We start from the raw sequence: 13,325 nt of genomic DNA on the forward strand, positions 1-13,325 counted from the left end.
GGCACCGAGACTGCGGGCGGGCGCTGACGATCCCCGCACGGTCCGCTGACGGCTCGGCCAGTGGAGCGCGGTTGCAGTCGCTACTGTGCCGATCGTCACTAATCCGATCACAGCCATGGCCGAAGACTTCGCCGCAACGGTTACGCACCGCGTGGGGGGCGGCCTGCTTTGGGCCGGATTAGTAACATGGCCCGCGTGGACCGCGCCGCCGAAGGCCGGATCCAGGAGGACGGCGAAGGAGTCGTCGAGGCACGCATCCTGGATGCCGCCGCTCACCTGATCGCCGAAGAGGGCTTCGGCCGGCTGAAGATCGGCGGCGTCTGCGCCCGCTCCGGCTACGCGCGGTCGGTGATCTTCCAGCACTTCGGCGACAAGGACGGGCTGGGGCAGCGGCTCGTCGAGCACGCCGTCGAAGAATTCACCAACGTCTACAGCGAGGCGGTCGCGGCCCGGACCGGGGCGGCCACCGCGACGCCGATGGACATGCTGCGCGCGCTGCTGGACATCATCTTCGAGCTGATCCGCACGATGCCGACGCTCAACCAGGCGTTCCTGGCCCTCTGGGGCGACGCGGCGGCGGAGTACTCGGCCCTGCGCGGCGCGCTGACGGAGGCCGACCGCCGGTTCCGGTTCGCCATCGCGCAGACCGTGGCCAGCGGAGTCGCGGACGGGTCCATCACCGGTGTCCGCGACCCCGATTCGTACGCCTCGGCCCTGCTCGCCCAGTTGCGCGGGATTTCGATGCAGGCCCTGATCGACCCCGACGGCGTCGACCTGGGAGGAGTCCGCGCCGAGCTGGAACGCAGCGTCGACCGGCTGTCCGCGAGCTTCCGCGGCTCGCGCTAAAGGGCGTAGACGATCGCCCGCAGCACGAGCACGCCGACGAAGACCAGCGTGAAGGCGAGATCGAGCGACAGCCCGCCGATCCGCACCGGCCGCACGACCCGCCGCACCGGCCCGATCACCGGCTCGGTGGCGGCGTAGGCCAGGCCGTGGGCGCGCCGCGCCCACGGCGGGCTGTCGGCCAGCATCGCGACCCAGTCCAGCACCATCCGCGCGACCAGCACGAGCAGGTACAGGCTGAGCACGAACCCGAGCAGTGTCCCTAGTGCACCCATGGTCCCTCCGTTCTCCCTACCCGGAGAACGCGAGGGGGGCACGGGGAGTGCCGGTTGTGTCCGGTTCACAGCATTTCAACAGGTTGCCACGCTGGTGGCTCTCCGGACCCCGGACGCCGTCGTGCGTGGACCGGTCGCCGGACCGGCCCACGCACGAAGTCGGGTCAGTGCGTCACCGCGGTTCAGCCGAAGGTGACCACGAGCCGTCCGTCCGCGGCGAACGACCACTTCATCGTGCCGGCGTAGGACGAGCACCGGGACCCGTTCTTGCCGGTCCAGAACTGGTCCGAGGCGTCGACGTTGCCGACGGTCTTGTCGTTCGACCCGCCGCTGGCGAAGCGGCACGAAGTGTCGTTGCGGAACACCGAGGTTCCGGTGTCGAAGGAGAAGTTGCGTTCGGCGTTGTCGATGCCGACGTTGTCCGAAACGGTCATCGAGCCGGGGTTGCTGTTGTAGGTGAACCCGTGGTGGCCGTTGCGGTAGGCGATGTCGCGCCGGACGATGTGGTTGACGGCGATCTTGTCGCCGCCGAGCTTGTAGCCGTTGCGGTCGCCGTTCTTGTTGACCGTGCCGTTGCTGAGGGTGCCGTTGGCGTAGGCGAGGGAGTCCTCGATGGTCACCGGTCCGATCGGGCCGGTGTCGGTCTTGGTGTAGAGGTCCCAGCCGTCGTCGATGTTGTTGTGGGAGACGTCGTAGCGGAAGACGTTGCCGGGGCCGGAGGTGAGTTTCGCGGCGAAGCCGTCGGCGTCCTCGCCGTCGGAGTCGGCGTTGTCGTGGGATTCGGAGCTCACGACGAGGTTGTTCGACGGCCACTGGTCCTTCGGGGTGCTCGACGCCATCCGCGAAATCTGCAGCCCGGAATCGCGGTTGAAGCGGGTCACCACGCGCTCGACGACGTTGTTGCTTCCGCCGACGAAGATCCCGTTGTCCCCGGCGCGCTCCACGACGATGCCGGCGACGCGCCAGTACGAGCCGTTGAGGGCGAGACCGCGGTTGGCCGGGTCTTCCGCCATGGCCGAGAAGTTCAGCACGGGTGTCTCGCCGGGGTAGGCCGACAGCGTCTTGCGCGCGCTGGACGTGCCGCTGTTGCCCGGCGCGATGGTGACCGTCTGGGCGTAGGAGTAGGTGCCGCCCCGCAGCGAGATGGTGCCGCCCGAGGTGACGCGGGTGAGCGCCGACGGCAGGGTCGTCGGATCCGCCTGGGTGCCGGCGGCGGAGTCCTTGCCGTTGGGCGCCACGTACAAGGTGGTGGCCGCGGCCGCCGACGGCGGTGCCAATGCGGCCATGGTGACCAGTGCCGCGCTCACTGCAAGCGCTTTCTTGCCGGGAATCTTTCCGTACGAACTCATGCACGCCTCCTTGCGGGCAAGAATTGCCGAACCGAGCCCGAGAGCGCTCCCAGTCCTTGCGGGGAACGGGATCTTCGGTGAGGCGACGGTAGCACCGGGTAGCCGCACCCCGAGTGGGCCAAGCGGGTCGTCTGCACTGAAAACGCTTTCAGCAATCGCCCAAGACACCCGATCGCCCCACCACCACGAAACGAAAGATGCCAGGCTACGGCGACGACCCACGCAAGCGGCACGCACCCGCCACACGCCATCACCTGGTTCACCGATGGGGTCCCGACGCCCGCCGAACTACGGAACGGAACCACACAGGGGTCCGGGGGCTCGCCCCCGGCGGGGGGCCTGGGGGCTCGGCCCCCAGAGAACACGAAACCCGAGATGACGTTCGCGCACTCCGCGAACACACCTCGGGCATCTCGGGTGCCCTCGGCAGGATTCGAACCTGCGACACCTGCCTCCGGAGGGCGGCGCGCCACCACGCCTTGGCGAACCCTCTGACCTGCGTGGATGCTGTGCTTGCCGTGGAACGGTGGAGGCTATTGGGAAGGCATTGGGAACCCGGTGTGGCGTGCGCTCGTCGATGAACACAGTTAGCGACGACAGCGACACCGTGCGCGATTGCCTCCGAACCTTCGCAGCAGCGCTTGAACATTGCGTCAAAGCTGCAGAGTCATGCGTTACGAACGTGATCGCTTACGGGCCGTCGGCCTGCTCAGCAGAGCTAGCCGGCGACCCAGCTGCTGCTGGAAATCTCGCCCCTCGCCGTAGAACGCGACGTCGGTGACCTCGTTGAGCTCGCTGAGTGCTTCCGATGACCAACTCTCGGCCGTGTAGGTCACCCCCAGTCGCCGACGGACCCCCACCAGTGCGAGCAGCACCAGAACGCCCACGCCGATCGCCCACCGGCCACCAGGGCCAGCCGGCCAGCCAGCTCAGCGCCAGCCCGGCCACTGCGGTCCCGGCCAGCACAGGCCCCCGGGCCGCCCGCTCGATCGCCGCCCGCCGTGCCCGCCGTGCCTCGTCTCGCTGCATCGCTCGACGGCCGACCGCTTCCCGCTTGTCGAAGATCGTTCCCTCTCCCATGAGGCCAGGATGCCTCGTGAGCTGCGATGATGCGAGTTACGATCGAACGTATGAGCGAGAGCCCTAGCTGGCTGAGCAAGGCGCCAGACATGAGCGAGCCCGACGACCTGCCGGTCCGGTCGCGGCGCGAACACGTCTGGTGCCTCAACCGCAAGCACCGGCTGGACCTCGCTGGCAGCAACGACGGCTACCACCACGCGATGCATCTGTCCACGAGGTCGTGTAATCGGTGCTGGTCACGGCGGCAGCCGCGGTGCACTTGGCTGGTGGTCGACCACCGCGCGCCGATGCCGGTGGAGCAGGCCGACCAGCTGGACGACCGCCGTTCGCAGATCGTGGTGGTCGCCCGCCGGCCAGCTGTGCAGGTCGGGGTCGGCCAGCTGGAGATCCGTCTCCGAGACGCGGTGATCGCCGTCGCCGACGTGCAGCTGTGCGGGGTCGATCGCCGCGGAATCGTCCGTCATATCCAGGTAGACCCCGCGCACCGCCAGCGTGGGTTCGGCACACTGCTGCTGGACGCCGCACAGGCCCGCGGGCCCGGCTACCACTGGTCGACCGTCCAGCTTGACCAGTCCGAAGACGCACGGGACTTCTGGGCCTACCAGGACCCCGCCGAACCCCTGCATCTCGGAGAACCGCACTACTGCACCCACATGCGAGAGGCCGACGGCGAAATGGGGTAACCCAACGCAGGCTGGCGGCTCGCTTGAACAGCCCCCGCGACCCATCACTAGGGTTGCGGTTGAGTCGAACTGCAAAGGGAGGCGACAACGTGAGTCAGGCCGAGGGTTTGACCGAGGCGTCAGCGCGCGAACTGGCTGACGCTGCCTGCAGGAGGGCGGGCATCGACGGCGCAAATGCCGAGCTCATCAGGATTGGCTCGAACGCGGTATTCCGACTCTCGGACCATGTCATCCTTCGCGTCGGACGAGAGCGGGACGGGTTCGACGAAGCTCGACGACAAGTCGACGTAGCGCGTTGGCTTGCATCCGAAGAATTCCCTGCCAACCGCGCCCTGAATATTTCACAGCCGGTCGACGCGTCAGGTCATCCCGCGACTTTTTGGGAATCCGTTTCGGAAGAGGAGAAGTACGCGCCTATCGCGGATGTGGCCAGAATTATTCGCGATCTACATGAGTTGCGCGCGCCCGCCAGCCTTGACCTGACGACAAAGAAGCCCTTCGCGGAGATTGAAGGTCGCCTTAATGAGGCGCGCAGTCTTACTCGGGATGATGAAGCTTATTTGCGTAGGCGGACTAGTGAATTGAAGGCCAGCTATGAGCGCCTTGAATTTCCATTGCCGCAAGGTGTTATCCACGGTGATGCGAACGTTGGAAACGTCATGCTCTCGCGAGAAGGTGCCCCTTGTCTTATTGACTTGGATAGCTTCTGCATAGGCCCGAGAGAGTGGGACTTGGTGCAGACTGCATTGTTTTACGAACGGTTCGGGTGGCACACTGCCGAAGAGTACCGGACCTTCGTCGATGTGTATGGATTCGACATCATGAAGTGGTCCGGCTACGAGACATTGGCTGGCTATCGCGAGATCGCCATGACTCTCTGGCTCGCGGGAAAGGACTCCGAGGACGCGGCTCAGGAGGTGCGTAAGCGTGTCTCTGCGATCAAGACGGGTGGAGACCGCCGCGACTGGGCGCCTTTTTAGCGTCTTGTGGTGTCCACAGTCGTGCCGTGGACACCCTGTCGAAGAAGTCCTTGGATTCTGCGGTCTGGCCGATCCCGGTGAGGCGCGTGCGAAATTCATCCACGTACGCGCCACATCGGGCGGATTTCAGGGACTCGCCAATGTCGATCGCCCTAAGAGCGACTTCGCAGGCTTGACCTACGTCTCCATTGTCGAGATGAGAGTCGGCAAGAACCATGGTTACAAAGAAGTCGCTCCGCACGTAGCCGCTAGCCGTTGGGCCAAGCGACTGCGTTGCGTACGTGACTCCATCATCTGGGCGGCCGAGGTCCCGGTTGCAGTGGCCAAGTTCGGCGGCCAATTCAGCCTCGTTGAAGTACGAGAACCAGTCGGCCGGGTCGTTCTCAGGATCGCGCCTCTCGAACTCTTTAACTGCTGCCGCCATTGCCTTGTCGCATCCGGCTGAGTCGCCCAGTCGAGCAAGGGCTCGGGCTTCCATTGCATGAAAATGAGCGGCAGCGCTTGCCGATCCCGAAAGGGTTGTGCCCATTCGTGCCGTCCTCGCAAGGTTGGCAGCCTCTTTGTAGCGGCCCAGAAATGTCGCCTGGTGACTCATCGCGTCGAGGACGCTCGCGCCTAACAGGCGGTCGTCGACGCTTTCCGAGATCCTAAGTGCTTGAATGAAATATCGCTGCGCCAGTCCGTGTAGCCCGGCGTCGTATGACATCCAGGCGCCCAGTAGAGTCGCTTGCGTTGCTGACTTGAATAGTTTGGTTCTGACTGCATTGTTGGTCGTTTGTCCCGCGAGCAGACCGGTCAGGTCTGTCCGCAGGAATTCAATCAAGGCCCTTCGTGCGTGACCGCCTCCGTGTTCACCGTCGAGCGCGTCGAACATTTCGGTTGTCTTTTGGATTCCCCGGACGTCTGCTTCGCCCACTTTGCGCTTACCTGTGTCGCTCAGGACGTCATCACGTGTCGTTACAAGCCAGGACAACGCCGCTTCGTTCCAGGCAGCAGCATTCGCGGGAGCGTCAAGCAACGTCGACATGCTATCGATATCTGCCTGCCATAGCCGCGCGACAGAGTTAACGCTGTCCGTGATTTGATCTGGGTAGTCGAGCCCGAGGTCGGCTCGCACCTTCTGCGCCTTGCCGAAGCCAATCTCTGTCAGACTGATCCGTCGGCCGAGACGCTGTCCGAGTGCGCCTGCTATTGCCGTGCGAGTCTTGGCGTCGCGCGGCACCATCCCGTCGAGCCATCGACGGACGTACGTGTGGCTAAATGTCTTGCCAGCCTGTCCTCCGACGGCTCGCGCGAAGACCTTGAGGCCGACGCTCCCGTCCTCGCGGAGGTACCCCGCCTCCATCATCAGGGCTTCGAGTTGATCGTTGCCCACCCGCTCTCCTCCCCTCCGACTGTGCCCCCACTGTACGAGTGTGCCCCCTAGTGTGCCCTGTTCGTGCAGCTCAGGGGCATGTTTCATGGAGCCATCAACATCACCGGGCCGAAGTGCCCCGGCACCAGGAGGCGAAGATGTCCAAGAACCCATTCAGCGTCAAGACCGGCGGAGGCGCACTCAAGAAGCTGATCGTCGCACTGGCAGTGCTAGCCCTACTAGCCCTGGTGATCAAGCATCCGCATGACGCAGCCGGCATGGTCCATACGGCCAAGGACCAGGGAGGCGGAATCGTCGACAGTGTGGCGCAATTCTTCCGCGATTTGGGCAATGGCTAGACCTGGTCGCCGCGGAGCTGCTCCACGGACTCCCGTAGCGACTTCACCTCGGCTTGCAGGTCGCTGAGCTGCGATGACAGTTGCTCCAGGGTGGCCGGCTCGCGTCCGGGGTTGGCGGCGACAACCCGTCCAACGCCAGGCCGAGACATGATCCAACCCTCTTCTTGCAAGAACCCCAACGCACGTTGGGCGGTGGCCACTGCGACCCCGAACCGTGCAGCCACGTCTCGCTGATTCGGCAGCTGGGACCCGGGCGTCAACGTTCCTGACTTGATCTCTTCTCGAAGCTGCTGCGCGATCCACTCGAACGTGGCCTGACCTGCGCGTTCCGCGTGGCTGTCCATGCTCCAAATCCTACCGAACGAGAACGTTCCGAACTAGTTCACCCGATCGGCCGATTCCAACTCCGAACTGATCCAGACTAGTTTGGAGACAGCGCCAAGACGAAAGGATCCACCCGATGAGCACCACCCGCCCGAGCCGCCGCCAGATCGAGATGGACGCGGTTGACCTGGACTTCGACTACTTCGCCGACACCACCGGCCTGGCCGGTGACAACGTCCTGAACGGCGACTTCGACGACGTGGCCGACCTGGTCGACCTGTACGCGGAGATCGCGGAGATCGAGAACGCGCTGGCTGAGCTGGACGCCCCGGTGTCCCCGGTGATCCTCCTGCCGGTCGCGGCCCCGCGCGAGCTGGGAGAGGTGGCCTGAGATGGGCAGCAGCACGGTTCGCGGGCTGGCGTTGTTCGCCGCCTTGCAGGCGACGTTCGCCGACATCCACCCGCTGTGTGACCAGTGGTTGCAGTCCAGCGAAGACGCCGCAGGCAAGGGCAAGCCGGGCCGGGAGGGTGCGAAGCACTGCGCTCGCCACGTGGCCAGCTACACCGCCGGGCAGGTCGGTGCCGCGGTCGCGGTGACGCGGGTGCTCGGGTTCCGGGTGCCGCTGCGGGCGCTGGCCGCGGGTGCGGCGGTCAACGCGGTCACGCACTACGTGATCGACCGCCGGGAGCCGCTGAAGACGCTGGCGCGGCTGGCCGGGAAGCAGAGCTACATCGAGCACGCGACGGTGCAGCGCCGCGACGGCGTGGTCGACGAGTCCGGGCCGGGGACCGCGCTGACCGAGCTGGACCAGGCCGCGCACCGCGCGATCGGCGTGGTCGCTTCGCTGGTCACCACCTGGATCGCGCTGCGCTACGGGAGGCAGTCATGACCGACCGCCTGTTCGTCCCGGCCGCGTTCGTGCACCTGCTGGCCACGATGCCGCCCGCGTCGGCAACGCCGTGGGATCGGGAGCACTGGCTGGACATCGCCTACAGCACGGTGCGCAGCGAGTTCTGCGGCCCGCACGACATGGAGGCGATGCGCCTGGCGCGGGTGTTCCTGGCGGCACTGGACGCCACCCGCGTCGAGATCGAGAACGCGTACCTGGCCCTCGCGGCCTGACCCGCACCACCCTTTCCGGCGCAGTTTCCGCGCCCCAGCTCGCATTCCCGCATTCGTCTCGGGGCAGCGCCATGCCTGCGCCCGGCCCGCACCGAAAGGACCACCTGATGTCTCGCACGCTGATCACCCCGGTCGCGGCCCGGTTCACCGCTCTGGCCGACACCCTGACCCGCAACGCCGAGCTGCTGGCCACGGCCGGGCTGCCGGAGGCCGTGACCGATGTCCGGGTGACGGTCTACGGCGACGTCGCGGCCCAGCTGCGCCTGCTGGCCGAGGACGAGCTGACCCACGCCGCGGGCAACCCGCTGGTGCTGGTGACCGAGGACGCCGCGACCAGCGTGGTGCGGCGGTTCGAGCTGCTGGCCGGGCTGCTGGCCGCGAACGCCCGGGTGCTGACCCGCGGCACCCGCGATGCGGTGATGCACCGCCGGGCCGGGGTCTACCGCGACGTCGCGGCGCAGGTCCGGTTGCTGGCCGCTGCCGAGCGGGAGGCCGCGGTGGCGGCGGCGCCGCGGGTCAGCCGGCCGCCGCTGTCCAACACCGCGCCGATCAGCCCGGTCGCGGCGCAGGCGGCGAAGCGGGCGGGCCGGGTGCGGCCGGAGTTTCTGGAGGTGTTGGTGGCTGCGATCGCCAAGCGTCGCGCTGCGGGCTGGTCGGTGGCGCGGCTGACGCTGTGGCTGCGCACCACGCTGCGGGACCCGCAGACCGACACCGTCCACCCGTGCGCGCAGCGGTCGTTCGTCTCCTACGTCACCACGCTGCTGGCCGCGCCGACCCGGGCCGTCGCCTGATCCGCCCTCTCTGCCAGCTCTGTTCTGGAAAGGACTTCACGATGTCGCTGATTGGTTCGCTCGCGGCCAAGCTCGCCGCGAAGCTGGACGACCGGGCCCCCGTTTTCTACGCCGCCGACGTGATCCTGTTCGCCCTGCACGAGAGCGTGTGGCACGTGCTGCTGATCGAACGCCGCTGGGCTCCACACAAGGGCAAACGTGCCTTTCCCGGCGGACACGTCGACGACGAAACCTCTGAGCAGGCCGCCCGCCGGGAAGCGGCCGAGGAAACCGGCCTGGATCTGTCCGGGGTGGTGCTCGACCGGATCGGGGTCTACGACGCGCCGGGCCGGGACGCCCGCGGCCGGTATGTGTCGGTGGCCTACGGCGCGGTGCTCTCCACCATGCCCGCCCCGGTCGCCGGGGACGACGCGGCATCGGCGGCCTGGATGCCGCTGCGGACCGCGGCACGGGTGGCCCGGCGTGGCGGGTTCGCGTTCGACCACGCCGACATGCTCACCGACGCGGCCCGCCTCTACGGCATCGGCCCGGACTCGCCGGGGGTGGGACAGCTGTGGAGCTGATCTACCCCGCTGACGCGGTGGTCAACGGGCGCGGCCCCGCACCGGTGGTGCTGGTCTACGACACCGGCGACCCGTGGGCGGTCACGCTGCTGGTCGCCGGCCAGGCGTGGCTGTTCGCCCGGGAGCTGCTGGCCACCGGCCTGTACGAACCGGCCGGAGACGGCGATGTGATGGTGCGCCCGGACACCGGCGGCCACTTCGACCACGTGCTGCTCACCCTGTCCGCCCCCACCGGCACCGCCGATGTGGCGTTGCCCCGCGGCACCGTGGAAAGCCTCCTCGACGCCGCTGAGGCCCTGGTCCCGCCGGGGTGCGAGCGCATCGACTGGTCGGCCGAGTGGGCGCGCCTGGCCGGCGGCAACGCCGCCTGACCCCGGGCGTCTTCACCGGCGGTAACTGACCGCCCGTGCCGTCGCCGGGGAAGCGGGGCCCAACCGCCGCCGCTGATCGGTCCCGCTTCCCACCACTTCCGTTTCCTGTCTGTCCGGAAAGGACGGGTTGATCCGTCATGTCCATCGCCACCACGACCTCCGCCCCGCTGACCCCCGCCCCGCTGCCCGAGGACACCGAGCCCTGGATTCTGGAACCGGCGGTGTCGGTGACGGTGCGGCTGGCCGGGCAGATGGCCGCCACCGCGTATCACCAGGCGGGGCAACGGGTACAGCGGCTGGCGCGGCAGTTGCTGCCTCAGGCCGCCTGCCCGGATGACCGGATGCGGCTGCTGTTCCTGTACGCGGCCGAGGAAAGCTACCTCGCCTCGGTGTTCCCCGCGGCCAACCCCGCCCACCCCGAGCAGTGGCAGGCCGGAATGTCGGCGCATCAACTGGCCGGGGAACTGGCCTGGATGATCGCCACCGCCGAAGAGGCCATCGCCACCGGGGCGCCCTACCGCCGGACCGGATACGAGACCGAAACCGGTCCGGTCGCCGACCTGATGGCCTACTACGTGACCGTCACCGAACCGGTCGCCCGCGGTGGCTTGCTCGACCAGCTGGCCCGGCACCTGGCCGCGCGGCAGTACCCGCGCCGCGCGGTGGAGCTGGTGACCGACGTCGCGGCCGGGCTGCGGGTCACCGCCATCAGCGGCGACCGCGCCCCCGCGGTGAGCACCATCCTCGCCGGGGCGGTGTTCCGACGTCGCCGATGATCGCGTGAGCGGGGGCGTGGACACCGCAGTGGCGCTGGACTTGCGCGCCGACTTCACCGGTCACTGCACCATGCAGGTGGGTGAACCGAACGGGGAAGGCCACCGCTCGTTCACCCTCACCGCCGGGAAGATCGACAAGCAAGCGGAGTCGTACTTCGGCCGCGGGTTCTGTCATTGGCTGGCCGGAGCGATCAGTACCGCGACCGGGTTTGTGCCCCTGCTGGTCGGCATCCGTCAACCCGGCGGAGCGTGGGTGCACGCGCACACCGCGGTGCGGACTCCCTACGGGAACGCGCTCGACATCTTCGGCGAGACCAGCATCGAGGAGCTCGGCCGCCGCTACCTCGGCAACGGCTACACCCAGACGCAGGTTTATCCGCTCGACAGCCTGGACATGCCCGCGGCCTTGCAGGAGACCGCGGACATCATGCGCGGTTCCTGGACGTGGTGGGCCGAGGACTACCGCACCCCAGAGGTGCAGAGCGTGCTGTTGCACTTCGCCCGCTTGCTGCTGACCCGCCACCGCTACGGCGACTTCATCCGCTCTCACGCGCAGCCCCGTCCCGCCGCTGCACCACCGCGGCCTGCTGCTGCCCGGCCGAGACCCGCGGCCCGCGCACCCCGCACGCAACCGCCCGCGGCGAACTGCCCGCAGGCACCGACAACAGGAGGAACCGTGACCATCTCCGAAAAAGCCGCACGACTTCGCCTTATCTCCGGTGACCAGGGCGCGATGAAGGCGATTCAGGCCGCCCGATCTGCCCTCAGCGACACCGTGCTGCAGACGCTCTCCAGCGTCGTCAATGGCCAATCCACCGACGCGGCGGCCGCGGCGGCCGAGGCTGGCGGAGAGGAGGCGCAGGTGATCCAGGCGGCCGGCGAGAACGCCCGCAACGCCGTCGAAACCGCCATCGGCGCCGTGCAGAACGCCCTTCAGGAAATCGACAATGCGGTTGAGCGGGAGGGTGCGTTCCGGACCACGGTCGGGGACGTTGCGAGTCGGCACGGCGGTTGAAGAGCCGGTCCGCTGTTCCCGTTCGTCCGGAACCCGGAGATCGGGAAGCCGGCGCGGCAGCTCGACCGCGAGCTCGACGAAGTGGAGCAGCAGACGATCGAGCGGCGGGCGTACGGCCTCGACACCGAGGACCAGGAGGCGCGCGAGGAGAACCTCCGCGATGCCCGCGGCGGGCTGAACTGAGCCAGAGGGGCCTCGGCACCATGCCGGGCCCTCGTCGCGGCACAGCCGAGAACGTGGCCGAGACCTACACCAGCTCGGCCGGCCGGTCGGCATCACCGCCCACATCTATCCCGACCACAACGACATCGACCTGATCACCGAGGAGTGCTGACCATGAGTCGCAGGAACCACACCACCAGCAGCAACGCGAGCCGCAGCAGCGGTAGCCAGTCGGTTGTGATCGTGCCCAACGGGCCGAGCAACTGCATCTTCTGCGGGACCGGTCTGCCCAACGGCGGATCGTCGTGCACGCCGTGCGCCCGGGAGGCGGTCGGCCGATGACTGGACCCGAGCACTACATGGAAGCTGAGCGCCTGCTGGCGAAGTACGGCAACGGCTACGTTCTTCCCGAGACCGCGGGCAAGCTCGCCGCGGCGCAGGTGCACGCCACGCTGGCGCTGGCGGCGGCTACCGCGATGGCCGCCTACGGCGAGACCATGCCGCCCCCGGACGGCCAGGCGTGGGACATCGTCGCGGGGGTCGAACAGTGATGCCCGCACCGGACAGGCCCGGCCCGGTTCCGGGCGACGACGCGGCGGCCATGGTGCTGCTGCTGCGCCGGTTGGTGGAGCGCAACGGCACGTGGGTGCTGTGCAAGGTCTTCGCCGCGGTCACGGTGTGGCTGGGGCTGCACCTGGCCCGCGCCGTGCTGGTGTTGCTCGTGCGGCTGCTGACCGGGGTGATGGCCCGCGCCGACCGCTACGCCAGTGCCCAGGTGCTGACCCCGCCGACGGGGCGGGTGAACCACTACTTCGACGGCCACAACGCCACCGACTACGACCCGCACTACTTCGAGCACGCCGCCCCCGCGGCCGGCCACGGCCCGCCGGGAGCGCGGATGCATTGGGAGGCAGCACATGCGTGAACTCAACGACAACAACACCGACACCGCCGGGGCGCCGGAGAACTTCGTGCACCCGGCCGAGCTGGCCGCGCTGATCGACGACAGCGCCAGCGTGCTGCCCGGGATTCTGCTGGGCACCGGTGCGTTCACGGTGCTGGCCTGGTTCACCGGCACCGTCGCGTGGCTGAACACGATCGCGGTGGTGGTGGCGATTGTGCTGGGCCTGCGGGGGTTGTGGCACGTGGTGTTCCTGGTCCGGGCGGCGCTGCGGTTCCGCGACGAACTCGCCCTGGCGGTCGAGCAGGCCGAGGAAGCCGCCGCGCTGGCCCGCTTCCTGCGCGACAGCAACAGCGACTTCGGGGAGGGGTGGTGA

At 68.0% G+C, this 13,325-nt stretch carries 20 protein-coding genes; 15 read left to right on the plus strand and 5 right to left on the minus strand.

What is annotated here, in order from left to right; all coding sequences use genetic code 11:
- Nucleotides 1-186: 186 nt before the first annotated feature.
- Nucleotides 187-846, plus strand: coding sequence for a TetR/AcrR family transcriptional regulator (locus tag AB0M80_RS05560; protein WP_364559307.1), 660 nt, complete (start codon nucleotides 187-189; stop codon nucleotides 844-846).
- Here AB0M80_RS05560 and AB0M80_RS05565 read toward each other — a convergent pair.
- On the minus strand, nucleotides 843-1,118 hold the full coding sequence (locus tag AB0M80_RS05565; RefSeq protein ID WP_364559310.1) for a YggT family protein: 276 nt from the start codon (nucleotides 1,116-1,118) through the stop codon (nucleotides 843-845). The genes AB0M80_RS05560 and AB0M80_RS05565 overlap by 4 nt on opposite strands.
- A gap of 182 nt (nucleotides 1,119-1,300) precedes the next feature.
- Nucleotides 1,301-2,467, minus strand: coding sequence for a right-handed parallel beta-helix repeat-containing protein (locus AB0M80_RS05570; RefSeq protein ID WP_364559313.1), 1,167 nt, complete (start codon nucleotides 2,465-2,467; stop codon nucleotides 1,301-1,303).
- Nucleotides 2,468-3,597: 1,130 nt separating this feature from the next.
- Here AB0M80_RS05570 and AB0M80_RS05575 point away from each other — a divergent pair.
- Nucleotides 3,598-4,230, plus strand: coding sequence for a GNAT family N-acetyltransferase (locus tag AB0M80_RS05575; protein WP_364559316.1), 633 nt, complete (start codon nucleotides 3,598-3,600; stop codon nucleotides 4,228-4,230).
- Between the two features lie 89 nt (nucleotides 4,231-4,319).
- Nucleotides 4,320-5,210: an aminoglycoside phosphotransferase family protein gene (locus tag AB0M80_RS05580; protein ID WP_364559318.1), complete on the plus strand. Its 891-nt coding sequence runs from the start codon at nucleotides 4,320-4,322 to the stop codon at nucleotides 5,208-5,210.
- Here AB0M80_RS05580 and AB0M80_RS05585 read toward each other — a convergent pair.
- Nucleotides 5,170-6,585 carry an XRE family transcriptional regulator gene (locus AB0M80_RS05585; RefSeq protein ID WP_364559320.1) on the minus strand — a complete coding sequence of 472 codons (1,416 nt, stop codon included), beginning with the start codon at nucleotides 6,583-6,585 and terminating at the stop codon, nucleotides 5,170-5,172. The two genes, AB0M80_RS05580 and AB0M80_RS05585, sit on opposite strands and share 41 nt — an antisense overlap.
- 137 nt (nucleotides 6,586-6,722) lie before the next feature.
- Between AB0M80_RS05585 and AB0M80_RS05590 the strand changes: the two genes are divergently transcribed.
- Entirely contained in the window at nucleotides 6,723-6,923 is a 201-nt protein-coding gene (locus AB0M80_RS05590; RefSeq protein WP_364559324.1) for a hypothetical protein, read from the plus strand.
- Here AB0M80_RS05590 and AB0M80_RS05595 read toward each other — a convergent pair.
- On the minus strand, nucleotides 6,920-7,267 hold the full coding sequence (locus AB0M80_RS05595) for a GntR family transcriptional regulator (protein WP_364559327.1): 348 nt from the start codon (nucleotides 7,265-7,267) through the stop codon (nucleotides 6,920-6,922). The genes AB0M80_RS05590 and AB0M80_RS05595 overlap by 4 nt on opposite strands.
- Nucleotides 7,268-7,383: 116 nt before the next feature.
- On the opposite strand from AB0M80_RS05595, the gene AB0M80_RS05600 reads away from it, so the two are divergent.
- The 8 genes from AB0M80_RS05600 (at nucleotide 7,384) to AB0M80_RS05635 (ending at nucleotide 11,886) form a co-directional block, all read left to right on the plus strand.
- On the plus strand, nucleotides 7,384-7,638 hold the full coding sequence (locus AB0M80_RS05600) for a hypothetical protein (RefSeq protein WP_364559330.1): 255 nt from the start codon (nucleotides 7,384-7,386) through the stop codon (nucleotides 7,636-7,638).
- Between the two features lies 1 nt (nucleotide 7,639).
- Nucleotides 7,640-8,137 carry a hypothetical protein gene (locus AB0M80_RS05605; protein ID WP_364559332.1) on the plus strand — a complete coding sequence of 166 codons (498 nt, stop codon included), beginning with the start codon at nucleotides 7,640-7,642 and terminating at the stop codon, nucleotides 8,135-8,137.
- Nucleotides 8,134-8,370, plus strand: a complete 237-nt coding sequence (locus AB0M80_RS05610; RefSeq protein ID WP_364559335.1) for a hypothetical protein — start codon at nucleotides 8,134-8,136, stop codon at nucleotides 8,368-8,370. Before AB0M80_RS05605 ends, AB0M80_RS05610 begins: the two co-directional genes overlap by 4 nt.
- A 107-nt stretch (nucleotides 8,371-8,477) precedes the next feature.
- Nucleotides 8,478-9,161 carry a hypothetical protein gene (locus AB0M80_RS05615; RefSeq protein ID WP_364559337.1) on the plus strand — a complete coding sequence of 228 codons (684 nt, stop codon included), beginning with the start codon at nucleotides 8,478-8,480 and terminating at the stop codon, nucleotides 9,159-9,161.
- Nucleotides 9,162-9,202: 41 nt separating this feature from the next.
- Nucleotides 9,203-9,724: an NUDIX hydrolase gene (locus tag AB0M80_RS05620; RefSeq protein ID WP_364559340.1), complete on the plus strand. Its 522-nt coding sequence runs from the start codon at nucleotides 9,203-9,205 to the stop codon at nucleotides 9,722-9,724.
- Nucleotides 9,715-10,095: an SsgA family sporulation/cell division regulator gene (locus AB0M80_RS05625; RefSeq protein WP_364559343.1), complete on the plus strand. Its 381-nt coding sequence runs from the start codon at nucleotides 9,715-9,717 to the stop codon at nucleotides 10,093-10,095. The genes AB0M80_RS05620 and AB0M80_RS05625 overlap by 10 nt, the downstream gene beginning before the upstream one ends.
- A gap of 137 nt (nucleotides 10,096-10,232) precedes the next feature.
- On the plus strand, nucleotides 10,233-10,871 hold the full coding sequence (locus AB0M80_RS05630) for a hypothetical protein (protein ID WP_364559346.1): 639 nt from the start codon (nucleotides 10,233-10,235) through the stop codon (nucleotides 10,869-10,871).
- Between the two features lie 16 nt (nucleotides 10,872-10,887).
- On the plus strand, nucleotides 10,888-11,886 hold the full coding sequence (locus AB0M80_RS05635; protein ID WP_364559349.1) for a hypothetical protein: 999 nt from the start codon (nucleotides 10,888-10,890) through the stop codon (nucleotides 11,884-11,886).
- Between the two features lie 317 nt (nucleotides 11,887-12,203).
- On the opposite strand, the gene AB0M80_RS05640 is transcribed toward AB0M80_RS05635, so the two are convergent.
- Entirely contained in the window at nucleotides 12,204-12,341 is a 138-nt protein-coding gene (locus AB0M80_RS05640; RefSeq protein ID WP_364559352.1) for a hypothetical protein, read from the minus strand.
- 45 nt (nucleotides 12,342-12,386) lie between these two features.
- Here AB0M80_RS05640 and AB0M80_RS05645 point away from each other — a divergent pair, with 45 nt between their 5' ends.
- The 3 genes from AB0M80_RS05645 to AB0M80_RS05655 are packed head-to-tail and all read left to right on the plus strand — an operon-like array spanning nucleotide 12,387 to nucleotide 13,325.
- The gene (locus AB0M80_RS05645; protein ID WP_364559354.1) at nucleotides 12,387-12,599 is read left to right on the plus strand and encodes a hypothetical protein; all 213 of its coding nucleotides are present in this window, start codon (nucleotides 12,387-12,389) and stop codon (nucleotides 12,597-12,599) included.
- Nucleotides 12,599-12,973 carry a hypothetical protein gene (locus tag AB0M80_RS05650; protein WP_364559357.1) on the plus strand — a complete coding sequence of 125 codons (375 nt, stop codon included), beginning with the start codon at nucleotides 12,599-12,601 and terminating at the stop codon, nucleotides 12,971-12,973. Before AB0M80_RS05645 ends, AB0M80_RS05650 begins: the two co-directional genes overlap by 1 nt.
- The gene (locus AB0M80_RS05655) at nucleotides 12,966-13,325 is read left to right on the plus strand and encodes a hypothetical protein (RefSeq protein ID WP_364559360.1); all 360 of its coding nucleotides are present in this window, start codon (nucleotides 12,966-12,968) and stop codon (nucleotides 13,323-13,325) included. Before AB0M80_RS05650 ends, AB0M80_RS05655 begins: the two co-directional genes overlap by 8 nt.

It is taken from the genome of Amycolatopsis sp. NPDC051045, from assembly GCF_040682955.1.
In the GTDB taxonomy this organism is placed as follows: Bacteria; Actinomycetota; Actinomycetes; order Mycobacteriales; family Pseudonocardiaceae; genus Amycolatopsis.

Bases quoted from the DNA above. Each gene is read 5' to 3' on its own strand.
- AB0M80_RS05560 (WP_364559307.1), top strand. From the start codon at position 187: ATGGCCCGCGTGGACCGCGCCGCCGAAGGCCGGATCCAGGAGGACGGC.
- AB0M80_RS05565 (WP_364559310.1), bottom strand. From the start codon at position 1,118: ATGGGTGCACTAGGGACACTGCTCGGGTTCGTGCTCAGCCTGTACCTG.
- AB0M80_RS05570 (WP_364559313.1), bottom strand. From the start codon at position 2,467: ATGAGTTCGTACGGAAAGATTCCCGGCAAGAAAGCGCTTGCAGTGAGC.
- AB0M80_RS05575 (WP_364559316.1), top strand. From the start codon at position 3,598: ATGAGCGAGAGCCCTAGCTGGCTGAGCAAGGCGCCAGACATGAGCGAG.
- AB0M80_RS05590 (WP_364559324.1), top strand. From the start codon at position 6,723: ATGTCCAAGAACCCATTCAGCGTCAAGACCGGCGGAGGCGCACTCAAG.
- AB0M80_RS05595 (WP_364559327.1), bottom strand. From the start codon at position 7,267: ATGGACAGCCACGCGGAACGCGCAGGTCAGGCCACGTTCGAGTGGATC.
- AB0M80_RS05600 (WP_364559330.1), top strand. From the start codon at position 7,384: ATGAGCACCACCCGCCCGAGCCGCCGCCAGATCGAGATGGACGCGGTT.
- AB0M80_RS05605 (WP_364559332.1), top strand. From the start codon at position 7,640: ATGGGCAGCAGCACGGTTCGCGGGCTGGCGTTGTTCGCCGCCTTGCAG.
- AB0M80_RS05610 (WP_364559335.1), top strand. From the start codon at position 8,134: ATGACCGACCGCCTGTTCGTCCCGGCCGCGTTCGTGCACCTGCTGGCC.
- AB0M80_RS05615 (WP_364559337.1), top strand. From the start codon at position 8,478: ATGTCTCGCACGCTGATCACCCCGGTCGCGGCCCGGTTCACCGCTCTG.
- AB0M80_RS05620 (WP_364559340.1), top strand. From the start codon at position 9,203: ATGTCGCTGATTGGTTCGCTCGCGGCCAAGCTCGCCGCGAAGCTGGAC.
- AB0M80_RS05630 (WP_364559346.1), top strand. From the start codon at position 10,233: ATGTCCATCGCCACCACGACCTCCGCCCCGCTGACCCCCGCCCCGCTG.
- AB0M80_RS05645 (WP_364559354.1), top strand. From the start codon at position 12,387: ATGACTGGACCCGAGCACTACATGGAAGCTGAGCGCCTGCTGGCGAAG.
- AB0M80_RS05650 (WP_364559357.1), top strand. From the start codon at position 12,599: ATGCCCGCACCGGACAGGCCCGGCCCGGTTCCGGGCGACGACGCGGCG.
- AB0M80_RS05655 (WP_364559360.1), top strand. From the start codon at position 12,966: ATGCGTGAACTCAACGACAACAACACCGACACCGCCGGGGCGCCGGAG.